The 21774-nt window shown below is 33.3% G+C and carries 22 protein-coding genes; 5 read left to right on the forward strand and 17 right to left on the reverse strand.

Annotated features, from left to right (window positions below):
* From HRU49_RS10315 to HRU49_RS10340, 6 genes are all read right to left on the reverse strand, one after another.
* Nucleotides 1-620 (reverse strand): DUF2891 family protein (locus tag HRU49_RS10315; protein ID WP_296356835.1); only part of this gene is annotated, 620 nt, incomplete at its 3' end.
* Between the two features lie 543 nt (nt 621-1163).
* The gene (locus tag HRU49_RS10320; RefSeq protein WP_296356837.1) at nt 1164-2702 is read right to left on the reverse strand and encodes a YifB family Mg chelatase-like AAA ATPase; all 1539 of its coding nucleotides are present in this window, start codon (nt 2700-2702) and stop codon (nt 1164-1166) included.
* A 128-nt stretch (nt 2703-2830) separates the two neighbouring features.
* Entirely contained in the window at nt 2831-3790 is a 960-nt protein-coding gene (locus HRU49_RS10325; RefSeq protein ID WP_296356839.1) for an alpha/beta fold hydrolase, read from the reverse strand.
* Nucleotides 3791-5413: an adenine deaminase gene (gene ade, locus HRU49_RS10330; RefSeq protein ID WP_296356840.1), complete on the reverse strand. Its 1623-nt coding sequence runs from the start codon at nt 5411-5413 to the stop codon at nt 3791-3793.
* Nucleotides 5410-6723: a tRNA lysidine(34) synthetase TilS gene (gene tilS, locus HRU49_RS10335; RefSeq protein WP_296356842.1), complete on the reverse strand. Its 1314-nt coding sequence runs from the start codon at nt 6721-6723 to the stop codon at nt 5410-5412. Before tilS ends, ade begins: the two co-directional genes overlap by 4 nt.
* Before the next feature lie 57 nt (nt 6724-6780).
* Nucleotides 6781-8076 carry an anthranilate synthase component I family protein gene (locus HRU49_RS10340; RefSeq protein WP_296356844.1) on the reverse strand — a complete coding sequence of 432 codons (1296 nt, stop codon included), beginning with the start codon at nt 8074-8076 and terminating at the stop codon, nt 6781-6783.
* 68 nt (nt 8077-8144) lie between these two features.
* Here HRU49_RS10340 and HRU49_RS10345 point away from each other — a divergent pair, with 68 nt between their 5' ends.
* Nucleotides 8145-9035 (forward strand): aldose 1-epimerase family protein, encoded by an 891-nt coding sequence (locus tag HRU49_RS10345; protein ID WP_296356845.1) that lies wholly within the window; start codon nt 8145-8147, stop codon nt 9033-9035.
* Between the two features lie 39 nt (nt 9036-9074).
* Entirely contained in the window at nt 9075-10430 is a 1356-nt protein-coding gene (locus HRU49_RS10350) for a DEAD/DEAH box helicase (protein WP_296356847.1), read from the forward strand.
* Between the two features lie 88 nt (nt 10431-10518).
* Here the strand turns inward: HRU49_RS10350 and HRU49_RS10355 are convergent, their stop codons facing one another.
* The 8 genes from HRU49_RS10355 to HRU49_RS10390 form a co-directional block, all read right to left on the reverse strand.
* Nucleotides 10519-11352, reverse strand: coding sequence for a hypothetical protein (locus HRU49_RS10355; RefSeq protein WP_296356849.1), 834 nt, complete (start codon nt 11350-11352; stop codon nt 10519-10521).
* Between the two features lie 28 nt (nt 11353-11380).
* Entirely contained in the window at nt 11381-11557 is a 177-nt protein-coding gene (locus HRU49_RS10360) for a hypothetical protein (RefSeq protein ID WP_296356852.1), read from the reverse strand.
* Nucleotides 11541-12134 carry a sigma-70 family RNA polymerase sigma factor gene (locus HRU49_RS10365; protein WP_296356855.1) on the reverse strand — a complete coding sequence of 198 codons (594 nt, stop codon included), beginning with the start codon at nt 12132-12134 and terminating at the stop codon, nt 11541-11543. Before HRU49_RS10365 ends, HRU49_RS10360 begins: the two co-directional genes overlap by 17 nt.
* Nucleotides 12135-12217: 83 nt before the next feature.
* A complete protein-coding gene (locus HRU49_RS10370; protein WP_296356857.1) occupies nt 12218-12622 on the reverse strand; it encodes a DUF2721 domain-containing protein in 405 nt (134 codons plus the stop codon).
* Nucleotides 12623-12724: 102 nt separating this feature from the next.
* Nucleotides 12725-13948 (reverse strand): alpha/beta hydrolase-fold protein, encoded by a 1224-nt coding sequence (locus tag HRU49_RS10375; RefSeq protein WP_296356859.1) that lies wholly within the window; start codon nt 13946-13948, stop codon nt 12725-12727.
* 30 nt (nt 13949-13978) lie between these two features.
* Nucleotides 13979-15298 (reverse strand): serine hydrolase domain-containing protein, encoded by a 1320-nt coding sequence (locus HRU49_RS10380; protein WP_296356861.1) that lies wholly within the window; start codon nt 15296-15298, stop codon nt 13979-13981.
* Nucleotides 15299-15416: 118 nt separating this feature from the next.
* Nucleotides 15417-16052: a hypothetical protein gene (locus HRU49_RS10385; RefSeq protein WP_296356863.1), complete on the reverse strand. Its 636-nt coding sequence runs from the start codon at nt 16050-16052 to the stop codon at nt 15417-15419.
* A gap of 38 nt (nt 16053-16090) precedes the next feature.
* On the reverse strand, nt 16091-16477 hold the full coding sequence (locus HRU49_RS10390) for a hypothetical protein (RefSeq protein ID WP_296356866.1): 387 nt from the start codon (nt 16475-16477) through the stop codon (nt 16091-16093).
* A 606-nt stretch (nt 16478-17083) separates the two neighbouring features.
* On the opposite strand from HRU49_RS10390, the gene HRU49_RS10395 reads away from it, so the two are divergent.
* The 3 genes from HRU49_RS10395 (at nt 17084) to HRU49_RS10405 (ending at nt 19117) form a co-directional block, all read left to right on the forward strand.
* Complete coding sequence (locus tag HRU49_RS10395) at nt 17084-17743, forward strand: histidine kinase (RefSeq protein WP_296356867.1); 660 nt, start codon at nt 17084-17086, stop codon at nt 17741-17743.
* Entirely contained in the window at nt 17736-18461 is a 726-nt protein-coding gene (locus tag HRU49_RS10400) for a LytTR family DNA-binding domain-containing protein (RefSeq protein WP_296356869.1), read from the forward strand. The genes HRU49_RS10395 and HRU49_RS10400 overlap by 8 nt, the downstream gene beginning before the upstream one ends.
* A gap of 65 nt (nt 18462-18526) precedes the next feature.
* Nucleotides 18527-19117: a hypothetical protein gene (locus tag HRU49_RS10405; RefSeq protein WP_296356871.1), complete on the forward strand. Its 591-nt coding sequence runs from the start codon at nt 18527-18529 to the stop codon at nt 19115-19117.
* On the opposite strand, the gene HRU49_RS10410 is transcribed toward HRU49_RS10405, so the two are convergent.
* The 3 genes from HRU49_RS10410 to HRU49_RS10420 form a co-directional block, all read right to left on the reverse strand.
* A complete protein-coding gene (locus HRU49_RS10410; protein ID WP_296356873.1) occupies nt 19114-19947 on the reverse strand; it encodes a DUF922 domain-containing protein in 834 nt (277 codons plus the stop codon). The two genes, HRU49_RS10405 and HRU49_RS10410, sit on opposite strands and share 4 nt — an antisense overlap.
* Nucleotides 19948-20008: 61 nt before the next feature.
* Nucleotides 20009-21409, reverse strand: a complete 1401-nt coding sequence (gene lpdA / locus HRU49_RS10415; RefSeq protein WP_296356875.1) for a dihydrolipoyl dehydrogenase — start codon at nt 21407-21409, stop codon at nt 20009-20011.
* Nucleotides 21410-21419: 10 nt separating this feature from the next.
* On the reverse strand, nt 21420-21774 hold a 355-nt coding region (locus HRU49_RS10420; RefSeq protein ID WP_296356878.1), incomplete at its 5' end, for an outer membrane beta-barrel protein.

Below are 21774 nucleotides of genomic sequence, written 5' to 3' on the forward strand. Positions count from 1 at the left end.
AACCCAAAAGCAGTGTTAGGATGCTCACCAACGCGAATAGGATAATTAAGTTTTGGTAAAAACTCCAGATATCGAGATATAATTACATCCGTTAAAGGTTGTAAATCCAATTGTAATTGGCGCGCTAAAGGATCGTCCCATTTATGTAATTCTTCTGCTAATTTAAGTAGCCACGCCCAGCCATACGTTCGTTCGTAGGACCTATTATACTTACCATTAAAATAGGCAATCTCTTGAGTAATATTGGCTTTATTAATGTGCTTAGTTAACCACTCTCGCATTTCATTAGCCTTATTGAGTTTTGGAAACTGTCGCAATAAACTCACCATACTCCAATGACCATGAACAGCAGAATGCCAATCAAAACAACCGTAAAACGACGGATGTAATGCTCTTGGAGATTGTAAATCTTCATCACCACCAATGGTTTGACCCAATTTATTAGGATACTCTACACCAACACAAGCCAAAGGTAATTCTGCCAGTCGGTTGGCTTCTTCTAGGCTCAGTTTTGGGATGGTGACCTGTTCTAGAATCATACCACCTTTTGATGTTGTTTCTGCGGTCTCACTGCATCCTAAAAACAGGATTAAAAAAAATATTAGCAAGTGGTATTTCATAATACTGAGTTAATCGTCTAAGTAAAAATACGTTAAAATGTAGTTTTAACTAAGTTTTAAGTGCTTAGACTTGAAAAACTGAGAATACTACTTATCGCTAATTTAAATTTTACGACAAATCTGTTAGCCATGGATTAATTTCAATACCCGCTGATTTTATAAAGAAATGGATTAAAACTTTAAAATTCTTAGATGCTTACTTAATTGCCGCTTGGACCTTTCTGCAATTTATGGATTGGGTTCTTAATCGTTATAGCATTTCACCACATTGGGAAGATATATTATTATGGTTTTTCATTGGTATTACTCTTCCTTACTAATTCATTTTTATCATTAGGGACACTTGAGCAAACGCATTGTTAAACTCAGGGAAAAAATCAATTTTTCATCACATGTGAAATTGCTTATTGTCGGTTTATATTTTGGTTTTGGTAATAGCCATTTATTAGCAACAACAAAGAAAATTAATTATTCTAAACTGCGGGTTTTTCAAAAAAATACATTTAACTTTTTAAGATCTAAATAACTAGATCTTGGTATAAGTTATCCCAACCACCCTTCTCTATCCAAACTTCGATATTGTATAGCCTCACTTATATGATTACCTGAAACCTTTTCTGAGTACTCCAAATCTGCAATGGTTCTTGCAACTTTAAGAATTCTATCATAAGCTCTCGCAGATAAGTTTAACCGCGCCATTGCAGATTTAAGCAGTTGCAGAGATTGCTCATCTAATTTACAATGCTCACGTATTTGTTTTGTATTCATCTGCGCATTATAATGCACATTCTCTAAATCTTTAAAACGTTGCGTTTGTAATTCTCGAGCATCAGTTACACGTTTTCTTATTTCAACTGAAGTTTCACCATTCCTATCATCAGAAAGCTTTTCAAAAGGTACAGGTGTAACTTCTATATGAATGTCTATACGATCTAAAAGAGGACCAGAAATTTTACTTAAATAGCGCTGCATTTCAGCTGGACTTGAAGTTACTGGAGCATTTGGATCATTGAAATACCCCCCAGGACTTGGATTCATACTGGCCACCAACATAAAGGATGAAGGATATGTTACTGTAAATTTTGCTCGGCTTATAGTAACCTCTCTATCCTCTAAAGGCTGTCTCATAACTTCTAAAACACTCCTTTTAAATTCAGGTAATTCATCCAAAAACAAAACACCGTTATGCGATAGAGATATCTCACCAGGCTGGGGATATGTACCACCACCTACTAGGGCAACATCACTTATGGTATGATGTGGACTTCGAAAAGGACGTTGCGCCATTAATCCAGTATTATCCTTTACTCTCCCTACAACAGAGTGAATCTTCGTAGTTTCTAGTGCTTCATGCAAAGTCATGGGTGGTAAAATACTCGGTAGACGTTTCGCCAACATAGTTTTTCCTGAACCAGGAGGGCCAATAAGAATTATATTATGACCTCCTGCAGCTGCAATCTCCATACATCGTTTAATGCTTTCTTGACCTTTTACATCCGCAAAGTCAAATTCAGGGAAATCTAAATTTTTGTAAAATTCTTCTCTTGTATTTATAATGGTTGGCTCTATTAATTTTCCCTTATCAAAATGATTAATTACTTCAGTAATATTATCTATTCCATATACTTTTAAGTCGTTTACAATAGCCGCCTCCTTTGCATTTTGCTTTGGAAGAATAAATCCTTTAAACCCTTCTTCTCTTGCCTTAACTGCTATGGGCAATGCACCTTTAATTGGTTGTAAACTCCCATCGAGTGATAGCTCTCCCATTATTAAATAATCATCTAGATCTTCAGCTTTAATTTGGTCAGATGCAGCAAGAATTCCTATTGCAAGCGTTAAATCATAGGCCGAACCTTCTTTCCTTAAATCGGCTGGTGCCATATTTATGGTTATTTTCTTTCCAGGAATTCTATAATTATTATTCTGAAGGGCTGCTGCAATGCGATAGTTACTCTCTTTTATTGCATTATCTGGAAGTCCGACTAAGTGATAGCCTATGCCTCTATCTACATTAACTTCAACAGTAACCGTTGAAGCTTCTACACCAAAAACAGCTGAGGCGAAAACTTTTTTGAGCATTGATCATTAATTTATTTAAATCTACGAATTAATGTTGATTTACTTAGTCTTAAAGACAGCACTCCTTAAATTAAATAGTCTTTTTATCAGAAAAAACTCAATTTATTACTTTAATCTAAACTAAGAAATTATAATTCTTTAATAAATACCAAAGCACGCCGTTCGTTATAATAGATATTCTTTTTATCTATAAAACCAACGTGACCACCATATTTTGGCATTTCCAAAAAGAGATTTGGATTTTCTTTAGCTACTTTTACTGGATAACAGCTTGCCGATAAAAAGGAATCGTTTAAAGCATTGATGATTAAAGTTGGTACTTTGATGTTGGGTAAGAATTGTAAACAACTCGCCTTGTCATAATAATCAAAGGCATCCGCAAAACCATGTGCTCTTGACGTATACACTTGGTCAAAATCAATCAACCTTTTAATAGAATTAAAATCGCTAATACTCAATTGCTCAGGGAATTGCTGTAATTTTGGCGCTAATTTTTTCTTAAGGTGACCAAGGAATCTTATCGCATAATGTTTATTCTTTAAGCTGTGTAATTCATCACAAGAACCTTTTAAATCACAAGGTGCTGAAATTGCTATTGCTGCCTTAATTTCCTTTGGCACAGTATCGCGTTCGCCTAAATATTTCAAAATCATGTTAGCTCCAAGACTAATCCCTTTAATATAAATCGCCTCATATTTAGATTTTAATAGAATATGATTTACCACAGCTTCAAGATCTTCGGTAGCACCAGAATGATAGCTACGATATAGAGCGTTGGGTTCACCACTGCATCCCCTAAAATTAACGGCACAAGCATCGATTCCATTATCATTAAAGAATTTAGCAGTACCCGTAATGTATGGGCGCTGTGCGTGACCTTCTAGGCCATGTAATAAAATAATCAACTCCTTAGATGGATTCTGGGCATAACTCCAATCCAAATCTATAAAATCACTATCTGGTAGTGAAATCCGTTCTCTAGTTTGGTTCACTCCTTTTACGCTTCTGGCTAATCCAGAAAACACCGTAGACACAAAACTTGTTTTAGCCCAAAATGGTGGTTGATATGTAGCGTCAATAATTGGCATTTATAATACTTCTACAGTTGTAAATTGAAAGGTTTTTCCATTAAATAAGCCTTTATCGCTTAATTTTAATTCTGGAATAACCAATAATGCCATAAACGATAGGCTCATATAGGGTGCATGCAAGGTACTTCCTAATCGCTTTGCCATATTATCTAAATCAGAGTAAGCCTTACCAATAGTTTCAGCATTTTTATCACTCATAATTCCAGCAACAGGAAGTGCAACCACCTTTTGTTCAGTAGGGCTAACAGCACAGATGCCACCTTTATGTTCTATAAGTAAATTTACCGCTTTACAAATGGCTTCATCAGATTCACCAACAGCAATAATATTATGAGAATCATGACCTACAGACGAGGCTATAGCTCCTTCTTTTAATCCAAAGTTTTTGATAAACGCAACGGCTGGTTCTTGGTCTTCATACCGATTTACAGCAACTATTTTAAGTATATCAGTCTCTGTATTAGAAACAAGATTTCCATCACTTATAGTTGCTTTAGCAATAAATTCCTTTGTTATTAATTGGCCATCTAAACATTCAATCACTCTAATTTTTTCAGTTTCGGAATTGAATTTAAAATCTTCAACACTTTTAGGTTGTACATTGAAGTTATTTAAGATTTCAAAATCGACATGATTCACCATAGACTCACCATTATCAAAAACCAAATTGCCATCAATATAGGTTTGTATAGTCTTAAATGCTTTCAAGTCTTTAACAATAATGAAATCCGCAGAATCTCCTACTTTTAGCTGACCTACGTCTAAGCCGTAATGATTTATAGAATTCAAACAAGCAGCCTGTAATACCTTATACAAATCTTTACCTCGAGCTACTGCTCTTGCACACAGTTGGTTGATATGACCAATTAATAAGTCATCAGGATGTTTATCATCGCTACAAAACATCATATTGTTATAATGATCATCTAACAAATCAATCAATGCTTCAAAGTTTTTGGCTGCACTACCCTCTCGAATTATAACCTTCATGCCTTTTTGCAGCTTTTCTAGAGCTTCTTCATAGGTAAAGCACTCATGATCCGTTGAAATTCCTGCAGAAATATATTTACTCAGATCGTCTCCTCGTAATCCTGGTGCATGACCATCGATAGGTTTATTGAAGTGTTTTGCCCATTTAAGTTTTTCATGAACCTCTGGATCATCGAAAATGACACCTGGATAGTTCATCATTTCGGCCAAATACTTGATGTCCGGATTAGCCATTAATGTTTTAATGCCCTTACCATCTATAATTGCTCCTGCAGATTCAAACGACGTTGCTGGCACACATGAAGGCGCACCAAAATTGAACTTAAAAGGTGTTTTCTTTCCATTTTCAATCATAAATTTTACTCCTTTCACTCCGAGAACGTTAGCAATCTCATGAGGATCAGAAACGGTTGCTACAGTACCATGTTTTACTGCAACTTTAGCAAATTCAGAAGGCACCAACATGGAACTTTCAATATGAATATGGGCATCAACAAAGCCTGGAAGAATATAGTGGTCTTCCTCACAGTCCTTTTGAACCATGGAGACAATCTTACCATTATTAATGGTTATTTCACCTTTAAAAACTGAACGTTTTTCTATATCTATAATATTACCTCTAACGATCATTGCCACTCAATTTTTAAAATAGTTTTTGTGTAATTTGTTACTTTAAAACGATCATCTGCTCTTTTACCAACAACCCAAAGGATGTCATCATTAGAAACTAAAACCCAAGTATTCTGTTTCTCTATTGGTGTCAGCTTTTCATCTTTAAGGAATTTACTTACCTTCTTTTTACCATTCATTCCTAAAGGATGAAAGTAATCTCCGGTTTTCCAAATACGCAATTCTAAAGGATAAGTAAGCTTATCGGCATCCACGAAAATAATAGCATCTGAATTATCTTTTAATGTATCGGCTTCATCAAAACGTAAAATTCCAAAAGATGCTTCTACAGTTTTTGAATTGGAATTAATGGAAATAATTTCATTATCCGAAACAACTTGAAGTTCTGAAAGTATTAGATATTCGCGATGCTTAATGAGTTTATGAGTTTGAGAAGTTACATATTTTCCAGTCTCTGCATCCAGAAGCCTAACCACATCATTCCACTCCATAAAGCCAAAGTCTTTAAACATTTCAAAGAGATAGGCTTTAGGATTATTTACCTTTTTAAATTCTGAGATTTTATAAGTAATTCCAGTTTCATCAATGGAAACAATAGCACGTTTGGCCACCGCATTTAAACTTTCTTCTACGATATCTGCAGTATCATTAAGATTCTCAAGCGTGCTTTTAAAACTATTTAATAATTGAGGATTGATCTCTTTTAAAATTGGAACAATCTCATGACGTAGCTTGTTTCTTAAATACTTTCGGGACGAATTACTACTATCTTCTCTCCACTTTAAATTATTGCTTTTTGCATAAGTTTCAATATCCTCTCTTGAAAATTGAAGCAACGGCCTAACTATATTTTCATTAACCTCAGGTATACCTGTCAATCCATTTAAACCTGTACCTCTTGTGAAATTAATTATAAAGGTTTCTAAATTATCATCTGCATGATGAGCGGTAAGAATAAAATCGTAGTCTAATTGCTGAGCCAGTTCAGCAAACCAATGATAGCGCAATTCTCGCGCTGCCATTTGAATGGATGTTTTATGTGATTCTGAATAGGCTTTAGTATCAAAATTTTGAATAAAAACTTCAACATCTAATTGCTTACCTAATTCCACAACAAAATCTTCATCGGCATTACTTTCTTCACCTCGTAAATTGAAATTACAATGTGCTAAGGAAACATTGAGTTTTAAGTTATGACACAAATGTGTCAAAACCACACTATCAATTCCGCCAGAAATCGCAATGAGACTTTTGCCATTTTTTAATAATGGTAAGTGTTCTTCAATATGTTTCTGAAACTGTGTTTTCAATATTAAATTTTGTATTACGAAGATAGCAACTGGTGTTTCTAATTTCGTATTGTCCTATTAATTTTCCAAAACCTCACGCATCGCTTTTGCTTTCACAAGACATTCTTCATATTCCTTCAAAGGATTACTTTTTGCTGTAATTGCACTTCCTACGCTACAGGAAATATAGGATTCTGAAGCATTATATAATATACTCCTAATTACTACATTAAAGTCAAAGTCTCCCTCTGGTGTAAAATAGCCCACAGAACCAGAATACAATCCACGTTTGGTTTCTTCTAGATCCTCTATAATAGTCATTGCTGATATTTTCGGTGCGCCTGTCATGCTACCCATTGGAAAGGTAGTCTTTAAAAGGGTAACAGGTTCAGTATCTTTAGAAACCTTTGAACGGATTGTAGATATCATTTGATGGACTTGCGGAAAGGTGTAAACTTCACATAACTCTTCAACGTTTACACTCCCTTTTAATGCTGTTAAGGATAAATCATTTCTTACCAAATCCACAATCATAATATTTTCACTTCGTTCTTTTTCATCGCTACTCAAAGCCTCTGACAACTCCTTATCTAATTGTGCATCCTTAGAGCGTTTTGCCGTACCCTTAATGGGTTGAGATATGACATCCTGCCCCATTTTTTTTATGTAGCGTTCTGGAGTTGCTGACAACAAGTACTTATCTTCTAACTTTAAAAATGTAGCAAAGGGTGTTTTTGATATCGCATTCAATTTAAAATAGGCCTCCAAGGGATTTATTTGACTATCCTCAGCATAAAACTCTTGACAAAAATTAGCTTCATAAATATCACCACGCTGAATATGATTGAGCATGGCGCCAACCTTCTCAAAATACTCATCTTTTTGAATTCTGACCTTGATTTTTATGGGTTCTGAGGAATTAATAGTCGTTTCAAAACTTAATGTATTTAATATATTCTTAAAATCAGTATCGAGTTCATCATCAACCACTTTTAAATAGCAAAGCTCTACAACGTCGTCCTTTACAAAAAACAACTTTTTAGGCTGAAAAAAGTACAATTCTGGAAAGTCTAAACCATCAAAATTAGAAGAAGTAAGGTCCTCTACATCATTTTTTAAATCATAGGTTAAATATCCAAAAATCCAATCTTTGGTTGTAGACTGATACTCCTGTAATTTATTAAACGCTTCTACATAATCTGATCTAATGCTGGTAAAAGCATCAACTGCCAAAACAGCATCATAACTACTATATTTACTTGGATAATTGTTAGAATCAAACCAAATAACATCATCAAATTGTTGCGCCCAATTTAATAATTGTTTTTTAAAATTCTCAGGATGTGTTAATTGATGGTTCCTACGTGTTCTCAAGGGAAAATTTATTGATGTAAAAATAAAGAGAATACTTTTTGAATTGTATATTTCTTAAAAAAATACTCATGTTTCACTTACAAAATGACCAATTAAAGGTTAGTATTAAATCTAAAGGCGCAGAACTTTGTAGTATAAAATGTTTAGAAACGCAACGTGAATTTATTTGGCAGGCTAATTCAAATATTTGGGCAAGTCATGCGCCTAACCTATTCCCTATTATTGGTTCTATGAAGGAGGATAGCTATTATTACAATTCGAAATTGTTTACAATGCCAAAGCATGGTTTTGCTAGACATAATGATAATTTTAAAGTTGAAGAGCAATCAGAAAACCATATATGTTTTACCTTAAAAAGTAATAACGAATTACGCTCTTATTTTCCTTTTGAGTTTGAATTTTCTATTACTTATGAGTTAAAGAGCAATATCTTAGCCTTACACCATACAGTTAAAAACCTTGATTACAAAACTATGTATTTTTCCCTTGGTGGTCATCCTGCATTTAATTGCCCCCTAAAAGATGACGAATCTTATACTGACTATATCTTGGAATTTGAAAACCCCGAAAATAGTGAATCCTATTTGCTGAATATGACCAATGGATTAGTAACCAATAAAACAAAACCAGTATTTTCTAATGGGAATCAAATTCAGTTAAAACCAGATTTATTTAATGAAGATGCTTTGATATTTAAGGATTTAATATCTCGAAAGGTGGCATTAAAACAAAAGAAAAAAGGAACAGTACTCACAGTTTCTTTTGATGGCTTTCCATTTTTAGGTATTTGGGCAAAACCAAACGCACCATACGTATGCATTGAGCCTTGGATCGGAATTGCGGATGCAGAGGACACCAATCAAGAACTTAAAGATAAAGAAGGAATTGTTGCTTTAAAGGCCGCTGATGAATTTAAAGCTACTTATAGCATTGAAATAGATCATAGCCAACTCTCATAAGTTGATTATTAATAGTAGCTTTGCACAAAAGCCAATGTTTTGACATTTCAAAATTTAAATTTAAATACTCCATTATATAATGCTATTGATGATTTAGGATTTGTGAATCCTACACCAATACAAGAACAAGCATTTAATGTTGTTGCTTCTGGTAAGGATGTTGTTGGAATAGCGCAAACGGGAACAGGAAAAACATTTGCATACATGCTGCCTATACTCAGGCACTTAAAATACGCCAGACAAGAGAATCCAAGAGTCCTAGTTCTTGTACCGACACGAGAATTGGTAATACAGGTGGTTAATGAAATTGAAAAGCTGTCCAAGTACATAAACAATCGAGTTTTGGGTGTTTATGGCGGCACCAATATCAATACTCAAAAACAAGCAGTGGCTCAAGGCCAAGATATCATTGTTGCAACACCAGGTCGTTTATACGATCTAGCGGTTAGTCGCGTTTTACAACTAAAGTCCATTCAAAAGTTGGTCATTGATGAAGTTGATGTAATGCTCGATTTAGGGTTTAGACATCAGCTTATGAATATTTTTGATATTCTTCCTGAGCGTAGACAGAATATTATGTTCTCGGCAACAATGACTAAGGATGTTGATGAACTCATCACAGACTTTTTTATTAGCCCAATTAAAATTTCTATTGCTGTTTCTGGTACTCCGCTTGAAAATATTGAGCAACTGCGATATGATGTGCCAAACTTTTACACTAAGGTTAATTTGTTAGAATACTTACTTAACGATTATGAAAACTTTTCAAGAGTTTTAATTTTTGTAGCCTACAAACGAATGGCAGATCGTTTATTTGATAAACTTGAAGCGTCATTTCCTGGTGAGAGCTGTGTTATTCATTCTAATAAAACACAGAATTATAGATTACGAAGTATTGAACAATTTAGTGAAGGAGACCATCGTATACTTGTAGCAACAGATGTTATGGCAAGGGGATTGGATATTGATGATATTACGCATGTGATTAATTTTGACACTCCAGAATATCCAGAAAATTACATGCATCGTATTGGTAGAACTGGTAGAGCAGAAAAAGAAGGCCACGCTATATTGTTTTCAACAGAAAAGGAACAAGATGCGCGTATAAAGTTAGAAGCACTAATGCAAATGGATATCGATCAAAAGGAATTACCTAATTCTATTACCATTTCTACAGAACTAATTGAAGAAGAACGGCCCCAAATAAGAGAACGCAACAATCCTACAAAAAGAAGAAAAGAAGATGAACCAGGACCTGCTTTTCATGAGAAAAAAGAGAAAAATAGAAAAGTAAATTTTGGGGGATCTTACAGGCGAGAAATATCTAAAAAATATAAGAAACCCAAAACTCGTGGTGATAAGAACTATAATCGGCGAAATAAAAAAGGTAGATAAAAAAACCTCTTCAAAATTTGAAGAGGTTTTTTATGATCAAGTACGGCAGGACCCATTTTATAACAAAATAAAATCTATAACCCTAACCTTATAGTTGGTCCTGCAATTGTACTTGATTTTCCATTAATTCATTTATAGGAACAATTAATCTTCCTTTATCATTTTTTAAAACTACTGATATGCTCTTAACTTCATCAATAGTATAAGCTTTATCATTATAGCTAATCTTCTGTCCAGCTTCGAACATTTTTCTTGCATAAAAGGTATGCATTAATTTATCCACCACATGTTTAGCACCTAAACCAATAGAAATGGCAATAGCAAATAAAAAAGCTGCCATAATCATAGTAATATTACTAGTAATTATTGCAGTATCAATTCCAGCTTGATTTAACGCTGTCACTGCAATAAATGTAAGTAACAAGAAGAAAACTGCTTGGCTTATGATTTTACCACCTGAGAGCTCCATCGACTCAAAGAAGGACTTTAAGCCTTTTTTTACAAAGTTAGCAAATATTAATCCTAAAATAAATAGTACTAATGCAGTAAATAATTGTGGTAAATAGCCCAATAATTCACTGATCTTGTTCGAGATAATCTCTAGCCCCATAATATCAGAGGCCATTATTATAAGCATAATATACATGAGCCATTTTACAAATTTCGATACGACTTTAACGGTATCAAATTTTAGTTGCTTTCCTTCGATAATCTCTATTTCATTAAGCTTATCGTCTAATTTATTCGCCTTAGCTAGTCGAAGCAATTTCTTAATAATCTTTATCACTAGTTTGGTTATTAACCAACCAAATATGACAACAATTAAGGCACCTATAATATTAGGAAACACTTGGGTGATTTCTAACCAGATTGTCATCAGTGAATCCATTGCAATGTCTTTAAACTCTGTTACTTTTTCCATACTTATACGATTATGTTAGGGTAATTAATTATTTCTTATCTCTTTTACTAGTTACGCTATCAATGACATACCCAAAATTATACGAAAATAATTCGGCCAATTCCATAAACAGCTTTGCCATTGCAATATCATGCATGACTTTACTTTTAAGCTCAGCAGGAACCTCTTTAAGAGGCTGATTTATTTTCTTAAATGGATTCTCCATGCTTAGAATAATTTTCGTACTTGCGTACAAGTTTTTCTTTTGCTCGCTTTAGGCGCATTTTAACAGCGCTCTCTCCAATATCTAAAGCGTCTGATAACTCTTTAATTGACAAGTTGTCCTGATACTTTAGCAATAAGATTATTTTTTCTTCGGGTGACATAAGATTCATAACCTTCTTTAATTTTTCAACTCTCATACTTTCGAACTCATGAATAGAATCAATTTCCTCACCAATATTTTGTATATCAATACCTTCGGAACTAACCAATTTCTTTTCAAACTTCTTAGCTGTATTTCTATTTACATAATTAACACAATGATTATATGTAAAAGCATATAACCATGTTGAAAATTTAGATTTCCCTTTAAAACTAGCTAGTTTAATAAAAACCCTTAAAAATACATCCTGTGTAAGATCTTTTGCTTCATCGACACCATTAGCAAAGCCATAACATTTATTATATACCATAGTGGCATACCTATCATAGAGCACTTCAAACAACATTGTGTCGTTTGTTTTTATGATTTCTTCTACGAGCGCTTCATCAGTTAGGCTATGAACAGTGTCTGTTATCAATGTATTGTTAGTTGGGTTTACTTGATTAGCTTTTTAAATAAGACACTACCTACTCAAGTAAGTCACATAAAAGATAAAAAATCTTACTTTTTTGAAATATTTTCTATATCGCTTAGATGATGTTGTAACGCCTTAGCCGAAATTTGTATTTCCCAAATTAAAAGTATAAGTGATAATATTAGTAATAACAAGCCAATACCAAAGATCCAAACTGCAAGAGCAGTATTATTAATATATATTAAGAACATGGTTATTACACATAATAGCAAACTGCTTATTCCAGAAATTTGCATATAACGTGTAAGTTTAACACGCAGTTTGAGGTTATTTATTTGACGTAAAATGGTTTCGTTTTGACTCTCTAAAAACTTCTCTTTTAGATTTCTAATTATAGCAGCATATGCTAAAAACCTATTGGTATAAGCCAACATAATTAAAGATATTGCCGAAAATAGCAACGCTGGTGTGGTGAGGGTTAATGCATTCATAAAACCATTTTTAACAAAATTACTGAAAATAATAGGGCATAAAAAAAGCGAGCCTTTTACAGTTCGCTTTTAATCAAAATCTATTTTGTACTATTATCAAAACTATTCTTTTAGTTTAAATAACCTGGTCTGGGCTTCTAGATTACCATCAATCTCAAGTGCTTTTTTGTAATATTCAATAGCTATAGCTTTCTCTTTTTGTAATGCATAATAATCTCCTAAAGCCATGTAGCTTTTTGATTGCTCAGGATAGAAGTCTAAATTCATTTCAAAAAAAGCTAACGCTTTTTCATGAAGCTTATGCCCTTTTAAGAGATAGGAACCAACATCATTTACTAGCTGCCAGTCTGGTTTTACTTTACGTTTGAAACGTTTACTCAATTTTTCGTAATGTCTGTAATAAGGCTCAGTAAGTTGTTTTGCTGAATACTTTTTTGGTGTATTGAATCTCCACATTTCATAAAAAGGAAACCATGAAAAGACAGATCGCATTCCATTGTATTGTGCAGGTATCACGATACTTCCATGATCTTCATTTTTAAAATATTCCCATTTAAAGTTTAGTTGACCATTATGCTTAACTAATATGTCATGAAACTTTAAATTAGCTCTAATTTGTTCTGTAGGCACAGTTTTATCTCTTCTGACATTTACTGTATCCATAGCTTCACCAAGACTGTTAGCCACTGCTATATATAAAGATTTGTCTTTGAAATTTTTTGTGTTAATTTTTGCTTGCGCTTCATTCACTAAGTATTCCTGGTCCCACCAAAGGCTTGGATCAATGGCCAAATAGTTATCAAAAACGGCCTCATAGTTCAAAAAAGTATAAAGCACAAATAAGCCCCCTGTAGAATGACCGATAATTGTGTTATTATTCTCAGTTGGGTATTTACTATTAATAAAGGGCTTTAATTCTTGCTCAAAAAATTTTAAGAAATTACTAGCGCCCCCAGAAGTTTTTGATTCATGTCCGCGTTGAAAAGGAACATTGGTTGGTGTAAAATCTCTTGTTCTATCTGTATTGGCAATACCCACAATAATTGAGTTAGGGATTTTCAACGGTAATAGTTGTTTCAAAATTGCTGAGACAGAATAGAAATTCTTAGATGCATCTAACACATAGATTACGGGAAATTTTTCTGAGCTATCTGTATTTTGCGGAACTTGTACCCAAATCTCTCTTTGCTCTTTTAATATTTCAGAATACAAACTATCAACTTTACCAATTATGATCTGTTTGTCGCTATTTGGCTTTAACTGTGCCGTTCCTTTTAAATATAAAAACGAAATAATTAGTGTACTAACAAACCTGTAGTTTTTCATTTATTGAATAGTCTTTATTAATAAATAAATTCATTGTTTTTTAAATATCAAAGGTTTATCACTGCCCTTGGTAAATTTAACAGCTTCAATTCCAGGATAAAAATCTAACACAACACCCAGAGTATCAAATGTAAATTGATGTTGTTTAGTAGGTGTTAATTCCATTAATTGACTTTGTTCTGGCGCACCCATTAAAATGGTACCATTTGCCTCGAAGATTAACTTATATGGCACCTCCTCACAAGCATATTCTCCTTCGTAGCGCTTTACTTGTTCTTCAGTTAATTCAAGTTTTGAGAAAACTGGCATCACAATAGATTGACCGCTTAATAGCCCAAAAGCGGAGAGCATAATCTGCATTTTACTGTAATCTAATCCATTAGCCGTTAAAGCTATTGTCGTTTTAAATTTTGGAACATGTGCCAACATAGATTGAAATCCATCTATACCACCTTCGCTAGCATAAATATCCAAACCATTAAGGTTTGCGTAGAAAATACCATGACAAGTTTCACCATCATTGGTTTTCTTCATAATTTCAAAACTATCTTCAGATATTAACTTTCCCGAAAAAAGCGCATTCATAAACTTAGTTAAATCTACAGATGTTGATACTATTGCACCGGCTCCACCAGGATTAGACATATCCGTTTCTAATTGTTTAGTCCATTTGGCATTTACTATAGCATAAGAATGACTTTCATTATTACTTGAATTAATCTTACCACCAACATAAGTATCCTTTAAATCTATCTTATCTGTAATCCGTTCTTTTAAGGATTGAGAATATTGGTTTTTATCTAAAACCTCAATAATATATCCTAAAAGCAAGTAATTAGTATTACTATATGCTGTTTGTTCACCTGGAATAAAGTCTAAATCATAAACCTTTATTCTTGTTAACATATCACTTCGAGATGATGATTTTAACATCCACTGGTCAAAATTTGGATCATTTGTAATGTTATATAACCCAGAACTATGATTTAAAAGATGAGCTATGGTAATTTTTGATGCATTAGGAATTTCTTTAAAGAATAGGGATAGCGGTGAATTTAAAGTTATTTTGCCTTCATCAATTAATTGAAAAATCATTACCGCTGTAAATGCTTTAGTAATAGAGCCTATTCTAAATTTGGTTTCTATTGAATTCTTATTATTGCTATTTATATCTGCGTAACCGACTCCTTTACTATATATTTCTTTGCCTTGACTTGTTATAGTCATAGTAGCCATAAGTTTATCATTGGCCTCAAGGACACTGAGGTATTGATCAAGTTGACTTAAATCTTGCGCAGCTAAATTTAGAGTGTTGACGAGTAATACGACAACAAAAATCATTTGTTTCATAATAGAATTAAATTTATGTGTTATGGAAATTATTTTGCGCTATTTATTTTATCAATAGACGCAAATTGTATGTACTAGTTTTGGCCTTAAAACCTAGATTGCTATAAACAATTAAACATTAACTGGTAGGCCTTTCAGGAATATAGGTAACATCAATTTTGATGCTATTCCCGTATTCCATTACCATAGAACAAAGTACAGAAACATCTTCTCCCTTATATTTAGCTGGTTTCATTACCGGCATTTTGCGAAGAACTCGTAATATTTCTGCTTGAATGGTCACCTCTGAATCTCGGACTTTCATTCCTGTCAGATTTCCTGTTTGGTCAATTACAAAAAATACATCAACTCGTTTTGGCTTGAGTAAATTTAAGTCCTTTGACAAACTCAAATTAAATTCCTGCCTTATAAATGAGGCTATATTATTATTAAAGCATATTCTAGTTTCTTCTGCAGTTGCTTGATCACATCCTGGAAAAATTGGAGCCATGTCCACATCTTTAAGGATTAACCTTTGATTTGGATCATAATTAGCTAAACCATCATTTTGAGTAAGAATACCGCATAAGCTCAAAATAGCTTGTTCCTCAGCATCAGACATGTTTCCCTGAGCCATAACCTGTTCTTGAACTGCATTAATACGCTGTATTAACTCGCTATCTTTAATACTTTGAGTGGCCTCTGTTTCTTTACAAGCTACATTAATAAGGCTAAGCAACATTAAACTCACAACTAATCGGTTGCTCTTACTCAATTTTTTATTTGCACAAAAAATCATAAGTCGTCTTGTTTTTAGTTTATTTCTACTGGTTTAAAAGTCCATTTATAAATTAAGATACCAATGCGCGCTACTGTGATTGAAAACAACCCAAAGGTTATTGTAAGCATGGACACTTTTAAACCAGCAGAATAGGTATAAGGTGCTACATCGCCAAGAGCTTCAACCATATCAAATAAATTGATAATTCCTAGCATAGAACTTAAACACCCAATAACCAAAGCTATTATACTAGATTCATTAGCTAAAATTATCATTTTACGTGCCAGCTCATCTTCTTTATTTCGCTTTATAAATGCCATAACTATAAAAAATAGGGACAATAGAAAAGCAATTAATATGAAATACATTCCTGTACCACCTTGTTGTAATAAACGAGTAAATAAAAAATAATTAGACATAACTGTTCGTGTTTTTGATTAAACTTGAAACAAACATAATTGTGTAAAACGATAAAAAATATCTTTTTGCGACAAACGACCTGTTTAACTTGGATTATAACATAATTGTCAAAACTGGTGCTAAATCGGTTGTTCGTCTACAATTCTAATTTCAGAATAAAAAATAAGCTATTATTGTGTAATATTATTAATGTCTTGATTAAAAATCGAAATGTACGCTCTGGATTTAAGCAAATGCTACTTCACACTGTATTTTGGGGTGGCGTTCTATTCTACTTTGCTTTTATCATTAGTGTAGATAATACCATTAATAGTAATATTTTTTATTTCTCACTATTCTTAATGCCAGTTACTATAGCAACGACTTATGTTTCTATTTATAACCTTATCCCTAATTATCTTATCCCCAAAAAATATACTTTATTCTTGTTGTACAGCTCGTACACATTAATAATTTCGATGTTTACAATATTCCTATCGATATTTTTTGGCTTCGCCTTCTTGTCAAATTTCGAATTTGGAGAAATAAACACAATTAATCGAAGTGGTATTTTTATAATAACCTGTGTTTATCTAGTAGTTATTATAGTAAGTGCTTTTAAACTTTTGAAGCTGAATTTAAAGCAGTCTAAAAATAATGCCGAACTTAAATCAAAGATATTAGCGACACAACTACAGTTAAAAGAACAGGAGCTGAAGTATTTAAAGATGCAAATTCATCCGCATTTCTTATTTAACACGCTAAATACCATGTATGGTTTTGCAATTAAGAAAGCAGATGAAACATCAGAAATGATATTAAAATTATCTAATCTTTTAGATTATTTATTATACCAAGTCGATAAACCATTTGTTAGTATTAAAGACGAAATTCATCACATCGAAGATTATATCAGTCTCGAGCAGATGCGTTTTGCGGATACATTAAATGTCAATTTCAAAACGCATATATATTCTGATACCATCGAAATTGCACCAATGCTTTTTATTCCTTTTGTTGAAAATAGTTTTAAACATGGAGCCATTATAAATGGTAAATTACGTATCGACTTAGCGATTAAAGCAAAATCAGATGTTGTTACTTTTAAAATAATGAACAGTTGTAATAAAGATTCTAAAATAAATGATGGTATAGGTTTAGATAACATAAAGAAACGTTTAGAGTTACTTTACCCTAATACACATAATATTAAAATCACAAATAAAGCATCTGTATTTTTAGTTGAATTACAACTAACTATTAATTCTAATCCTACAAATGAGTAAAACTATATCCTGCATAATTGTTGATGACGAAGCTATTGCAAGAGATATTATTGCCTCACATCTTGCAAAGATTAATAATATAGAAGTTGTTGCTAAATGTAAAAATGCCATCGAGGCGTTTAATGTGATCAGTAATCGAACTATAGATTTAATTTTTTTAGACATCAGCATGCCTGAAATTTCTGGTATTGCATTTGCAAAATCCATTAATAAAGACATCAAGATTATCTTTACAACAGCGTTCCGTGATTATGCTGTTGAAGGATTTGATCTTAAAGCCGTTGATTACCTTTTAAAACCCATTGCCTTTGAAAGGCTAATTAAAGCGGTTGATAGATATTTCGAAATAAGCACAGCTTCTGGAAATACAGTTTCGAATACCACAGAAGATCAGAATTTCATCTTTGTACGTTCTAACCGCAGAATGATTAAAATTGATTTTGATAAAATTCTCTATATCGAAAGCTATAGCGACTATTTAAAAATTCATCTTCAAGAATTTAAAGCACGAGTAAGCACAATTGTTACACGAGAAACTATCAGTGCTATAGAGGCCAAATTACCAAAACATCTCTTTATTAGAATCCACAGGTCCTATATTGTTAGACTAAATAAAATTCAATCATTTACTAATGAAGAAGTTACAGTTAATCGACTTGCCCTGCCCATTAGTCGAAGTTATAAGAAAGAAGTTTTAAATCAGCTAGAAAATTTCTAAATTTATATAGAAGATACCAAATCTAACGTTATAATAGTTCTTGACTATTAATTTTTAACCACTTAATGAGTGCATATCTACATAATAGAGTTCCCAATTTAAAACCCTTTGATTACGAGCGTCATCACGACTCACATTTTATAAATCAAAAATGGGTTTTGGTAAACGGCATTTCAGAAAAGAAATCTGTATACACATTTAAGCATGATAATATTCTCGAAATTGAGCGTAAAGATGCCTCCATAAAGACATCGTGGACCATTAACATTCAAAATAGATTTACCATCGAAACTGAAGATGGTATCATTAATGTCAAAGCATATTTTAAGGATGACGATATTTTAGTGTTGAACCATGAGGATAAGGATGAGTTTGCCATGTATATAAATACAACAAATTATGCCGCTGAAGTAAACTCTGTAGAAGATATTCAATCATTTTTGAAAGAGAAGTATAAGCGTAAAGTAAGTAACGCTATTAACGAGCATGAATTTTATTATATCTCTGATTCGGAAGAATGCGGTCCTAATACGGTTGAAGAACTTACGGAACTGGTAAATAATGAAGAAATTAGTGCTTATTGTTTTGTTAGAGATGTTAATGAAGATTCTTATGCTAAACGTTTACGTATTATTGATTTAATGAAAGAGCTCTAGTTGCCTTTATAGAAATCGTATTGCGCCAATTCTAACTGTACAACAGCCTCCCAGTGTTCTTGAGTTTCTTTTTTATCTCCACGTTGTGTTTCTTGATCATAGCGCGTTTGACGCCTTTCCATTTCTCTAAAAATTCTTTCAAAAATTGGTTTAGCCTTATCAATAGTGTTACTTGAGATTTTAGCATCTGCTAATGCTTTACGTAACTTTCTAGAATAAATTTCAGTAATATCAAAATGAATTTGTTCATGTCTTAGCACATAGTCGTTTCTACCGTCATCAATCACCCAGCTTTCATTAGTATTAAAAACACTTTGAATAAAAATTTCTCCATCTTTAAACACAGTAGTTCCAGATTCGTAACCAAAACCAGAGTTGGTTAAAGCTAAGGTATTTGGATACTTAATCCGATCTGGTTCTCCTTTAAAATCATCCCATGTTAGTTTTCTATCTGCGCTCCATTCAATTTTAGCTTCATAAAATTTCGGATTTTCTACCCTGTAAATCTTAGCTTTAAATCTATGGCAAGTACTTCTTCTATCAGGAGTTTTATGTTCAGTAATTTTAACCAAATTAGCTCCTGATTTTCTAGCTAAATCCTTCAAGTTGAGTATATTTTCGTAATAAGTACAATTAACTGCTAGACCACCATCTTTAGCTTCAATATCACCAACAAGACTACCATCGATTATTTGATTATCTGAAATATCCAGTACAACAACTAAGGCATTAGCATCTAAGGCAGCAAAATTGTTTTGAATATTTGAAGTTAATTTAGGTGCGCAACTAATGACTAACCAACAGAGTAGATATAAAAATTTATTCTTCATAACTACGAAAATAAAAAAAGCGAACCATTTGGCTCGCTTTTTCTATACTATTCAATAGAGATTACACATGCAGTGCTCTATCATCAGTTGCTGCAAGAGCAGCCTCTTTAACCGCTTCAGCAAAAGTTGGATGCGCATGTGAGTACCTGGAAATATCTTCTGCAGAAGCTCTAAACTCCATGGCAGTAACAGCTTCGGCAATGAGATCTGCACAGCGTGCACCAATCATATGCACACCTAGCACCTCATCAGTACTTTTATCAGCCAAGATTTTTACAAATCCATCAATATCACCACTAGCTCTTGCTCTACCTAAAGCTCTAAATGGAAATTGTCCAACTTTATAGGCAGTTCCTGCTTCTTTGAGCTCTTCTTCTGTCTTACCAACGGCGGCTACTTCTGGCCAGGTGTAAACAACACCTGGAATTAAATTATAGTCTATATGCGGTTTCTGTCCAGCTAAAGTCTCTGCAACAAACACACCTTCTTCTTCAGCTTTATGTGCTAGCATAGCGCCTCGTACTACGTCACCAATAGCATAAATATTAGAAGCAGATGTTTGTAAATGTTCATTAACTTCTACTTGTCCTCTTTCATTTGTTTTCACTCCTGCCATTTCAACATTTAATCCATCTGTATATGGTCTACGACCAACAGACACCAAGCAGTAGTCACCTTTAAACTCTACAATTTCTCCTTTCTTATTTTCTGCCTTTACAATGACCTCATCGCCCTTTCTTTCTACAGACTGTACTTTATGAGACATCATCATACTGCATTTTGCCTTTTTAAAAACTTTGTTCAGCTCTTTTGACAAAGCGGCATCCATTGTTGGAAGAATTCGATCCATGTACTCGATTACTGTAACCTGAGCACCCAGTCGTCTATAGACTTGACCCAATTCTAAACCTATAACACCACCACCAATTATCATGAGATGCTTTGGAATTTCTTTAAGTTTTAAAGCTTCTGTCGAAGTAATTATACGTTCTTTATCTAAGCTTATAAAAGGTAAATTAGATGGTTTAGAACCTGTTGCAATGATGATATTTTTTGCTTCAATTTCGCCTGCATCCTTGCCGTCTATTGTAATGTGAGTAGCATCTTTAAATGACCCTAAACCTTCATAAACATCAATCTTATTTTTCTTCATTAAGAAATCAATTCCACCAGTAGTTTGGTCTACAACAGCCTGCTTTCTCGAAATCATCTTCTCTAAATTAACTTTGATCTCACCAGGGATTTCTATACCGTGATCTGCAAAATGTTTTGTTGCGTCTTCATAGTGATGCGAAGAACTCAATAACGCTTTACTGGGAATACAACCTACATTTAAACAGGTGCCACCAAGGGTTGAATATTTTTCGATAATCGCCGTTTTCATGCCTAGCTGAGCACAACGTATTGCTGCCACATAACCACCAGGACCAGAACCTATTACTGCTACATCGTATGATTTCATATTATATTTTTTAATTTATCCTAAATTGAAGCGCCAATTGAAACGCTCTGTTAAAATTCTTATTTTCATTTGCAGTGACATCATTAAGCCCAAAATAATATCTTAAAGATGCACTTAGTTTTTCGCTAATCTTATAGCTTGCGCCTGCATTAAGTCCAAAATCTCTGTCGTAAAATGCAGACTTTACATCTGCTAATGATCCTTTACCATTTTTAGCAGTCAATAATAATCCTACTTGAGGTCCAGCCTCAATACTAAACTTTTCAGAAATAAAATATTTAGCCATTATTGGAAGAACGACATAGTTTAAACGTACATTCTTATTATCGCCCTCGTTTTGCCTATATCCATAGACCGAGAAAAGC

It is taken from the genome of Winogradskyella sp., from assembly GCF_013213975.1.
In the GTDB taxonomy this organism is placed as follows: Bacteria; Bacteroidota; Bacteroidia; order Flavobacteriales; family Flavobacteriaceae; genus Winogradskyella.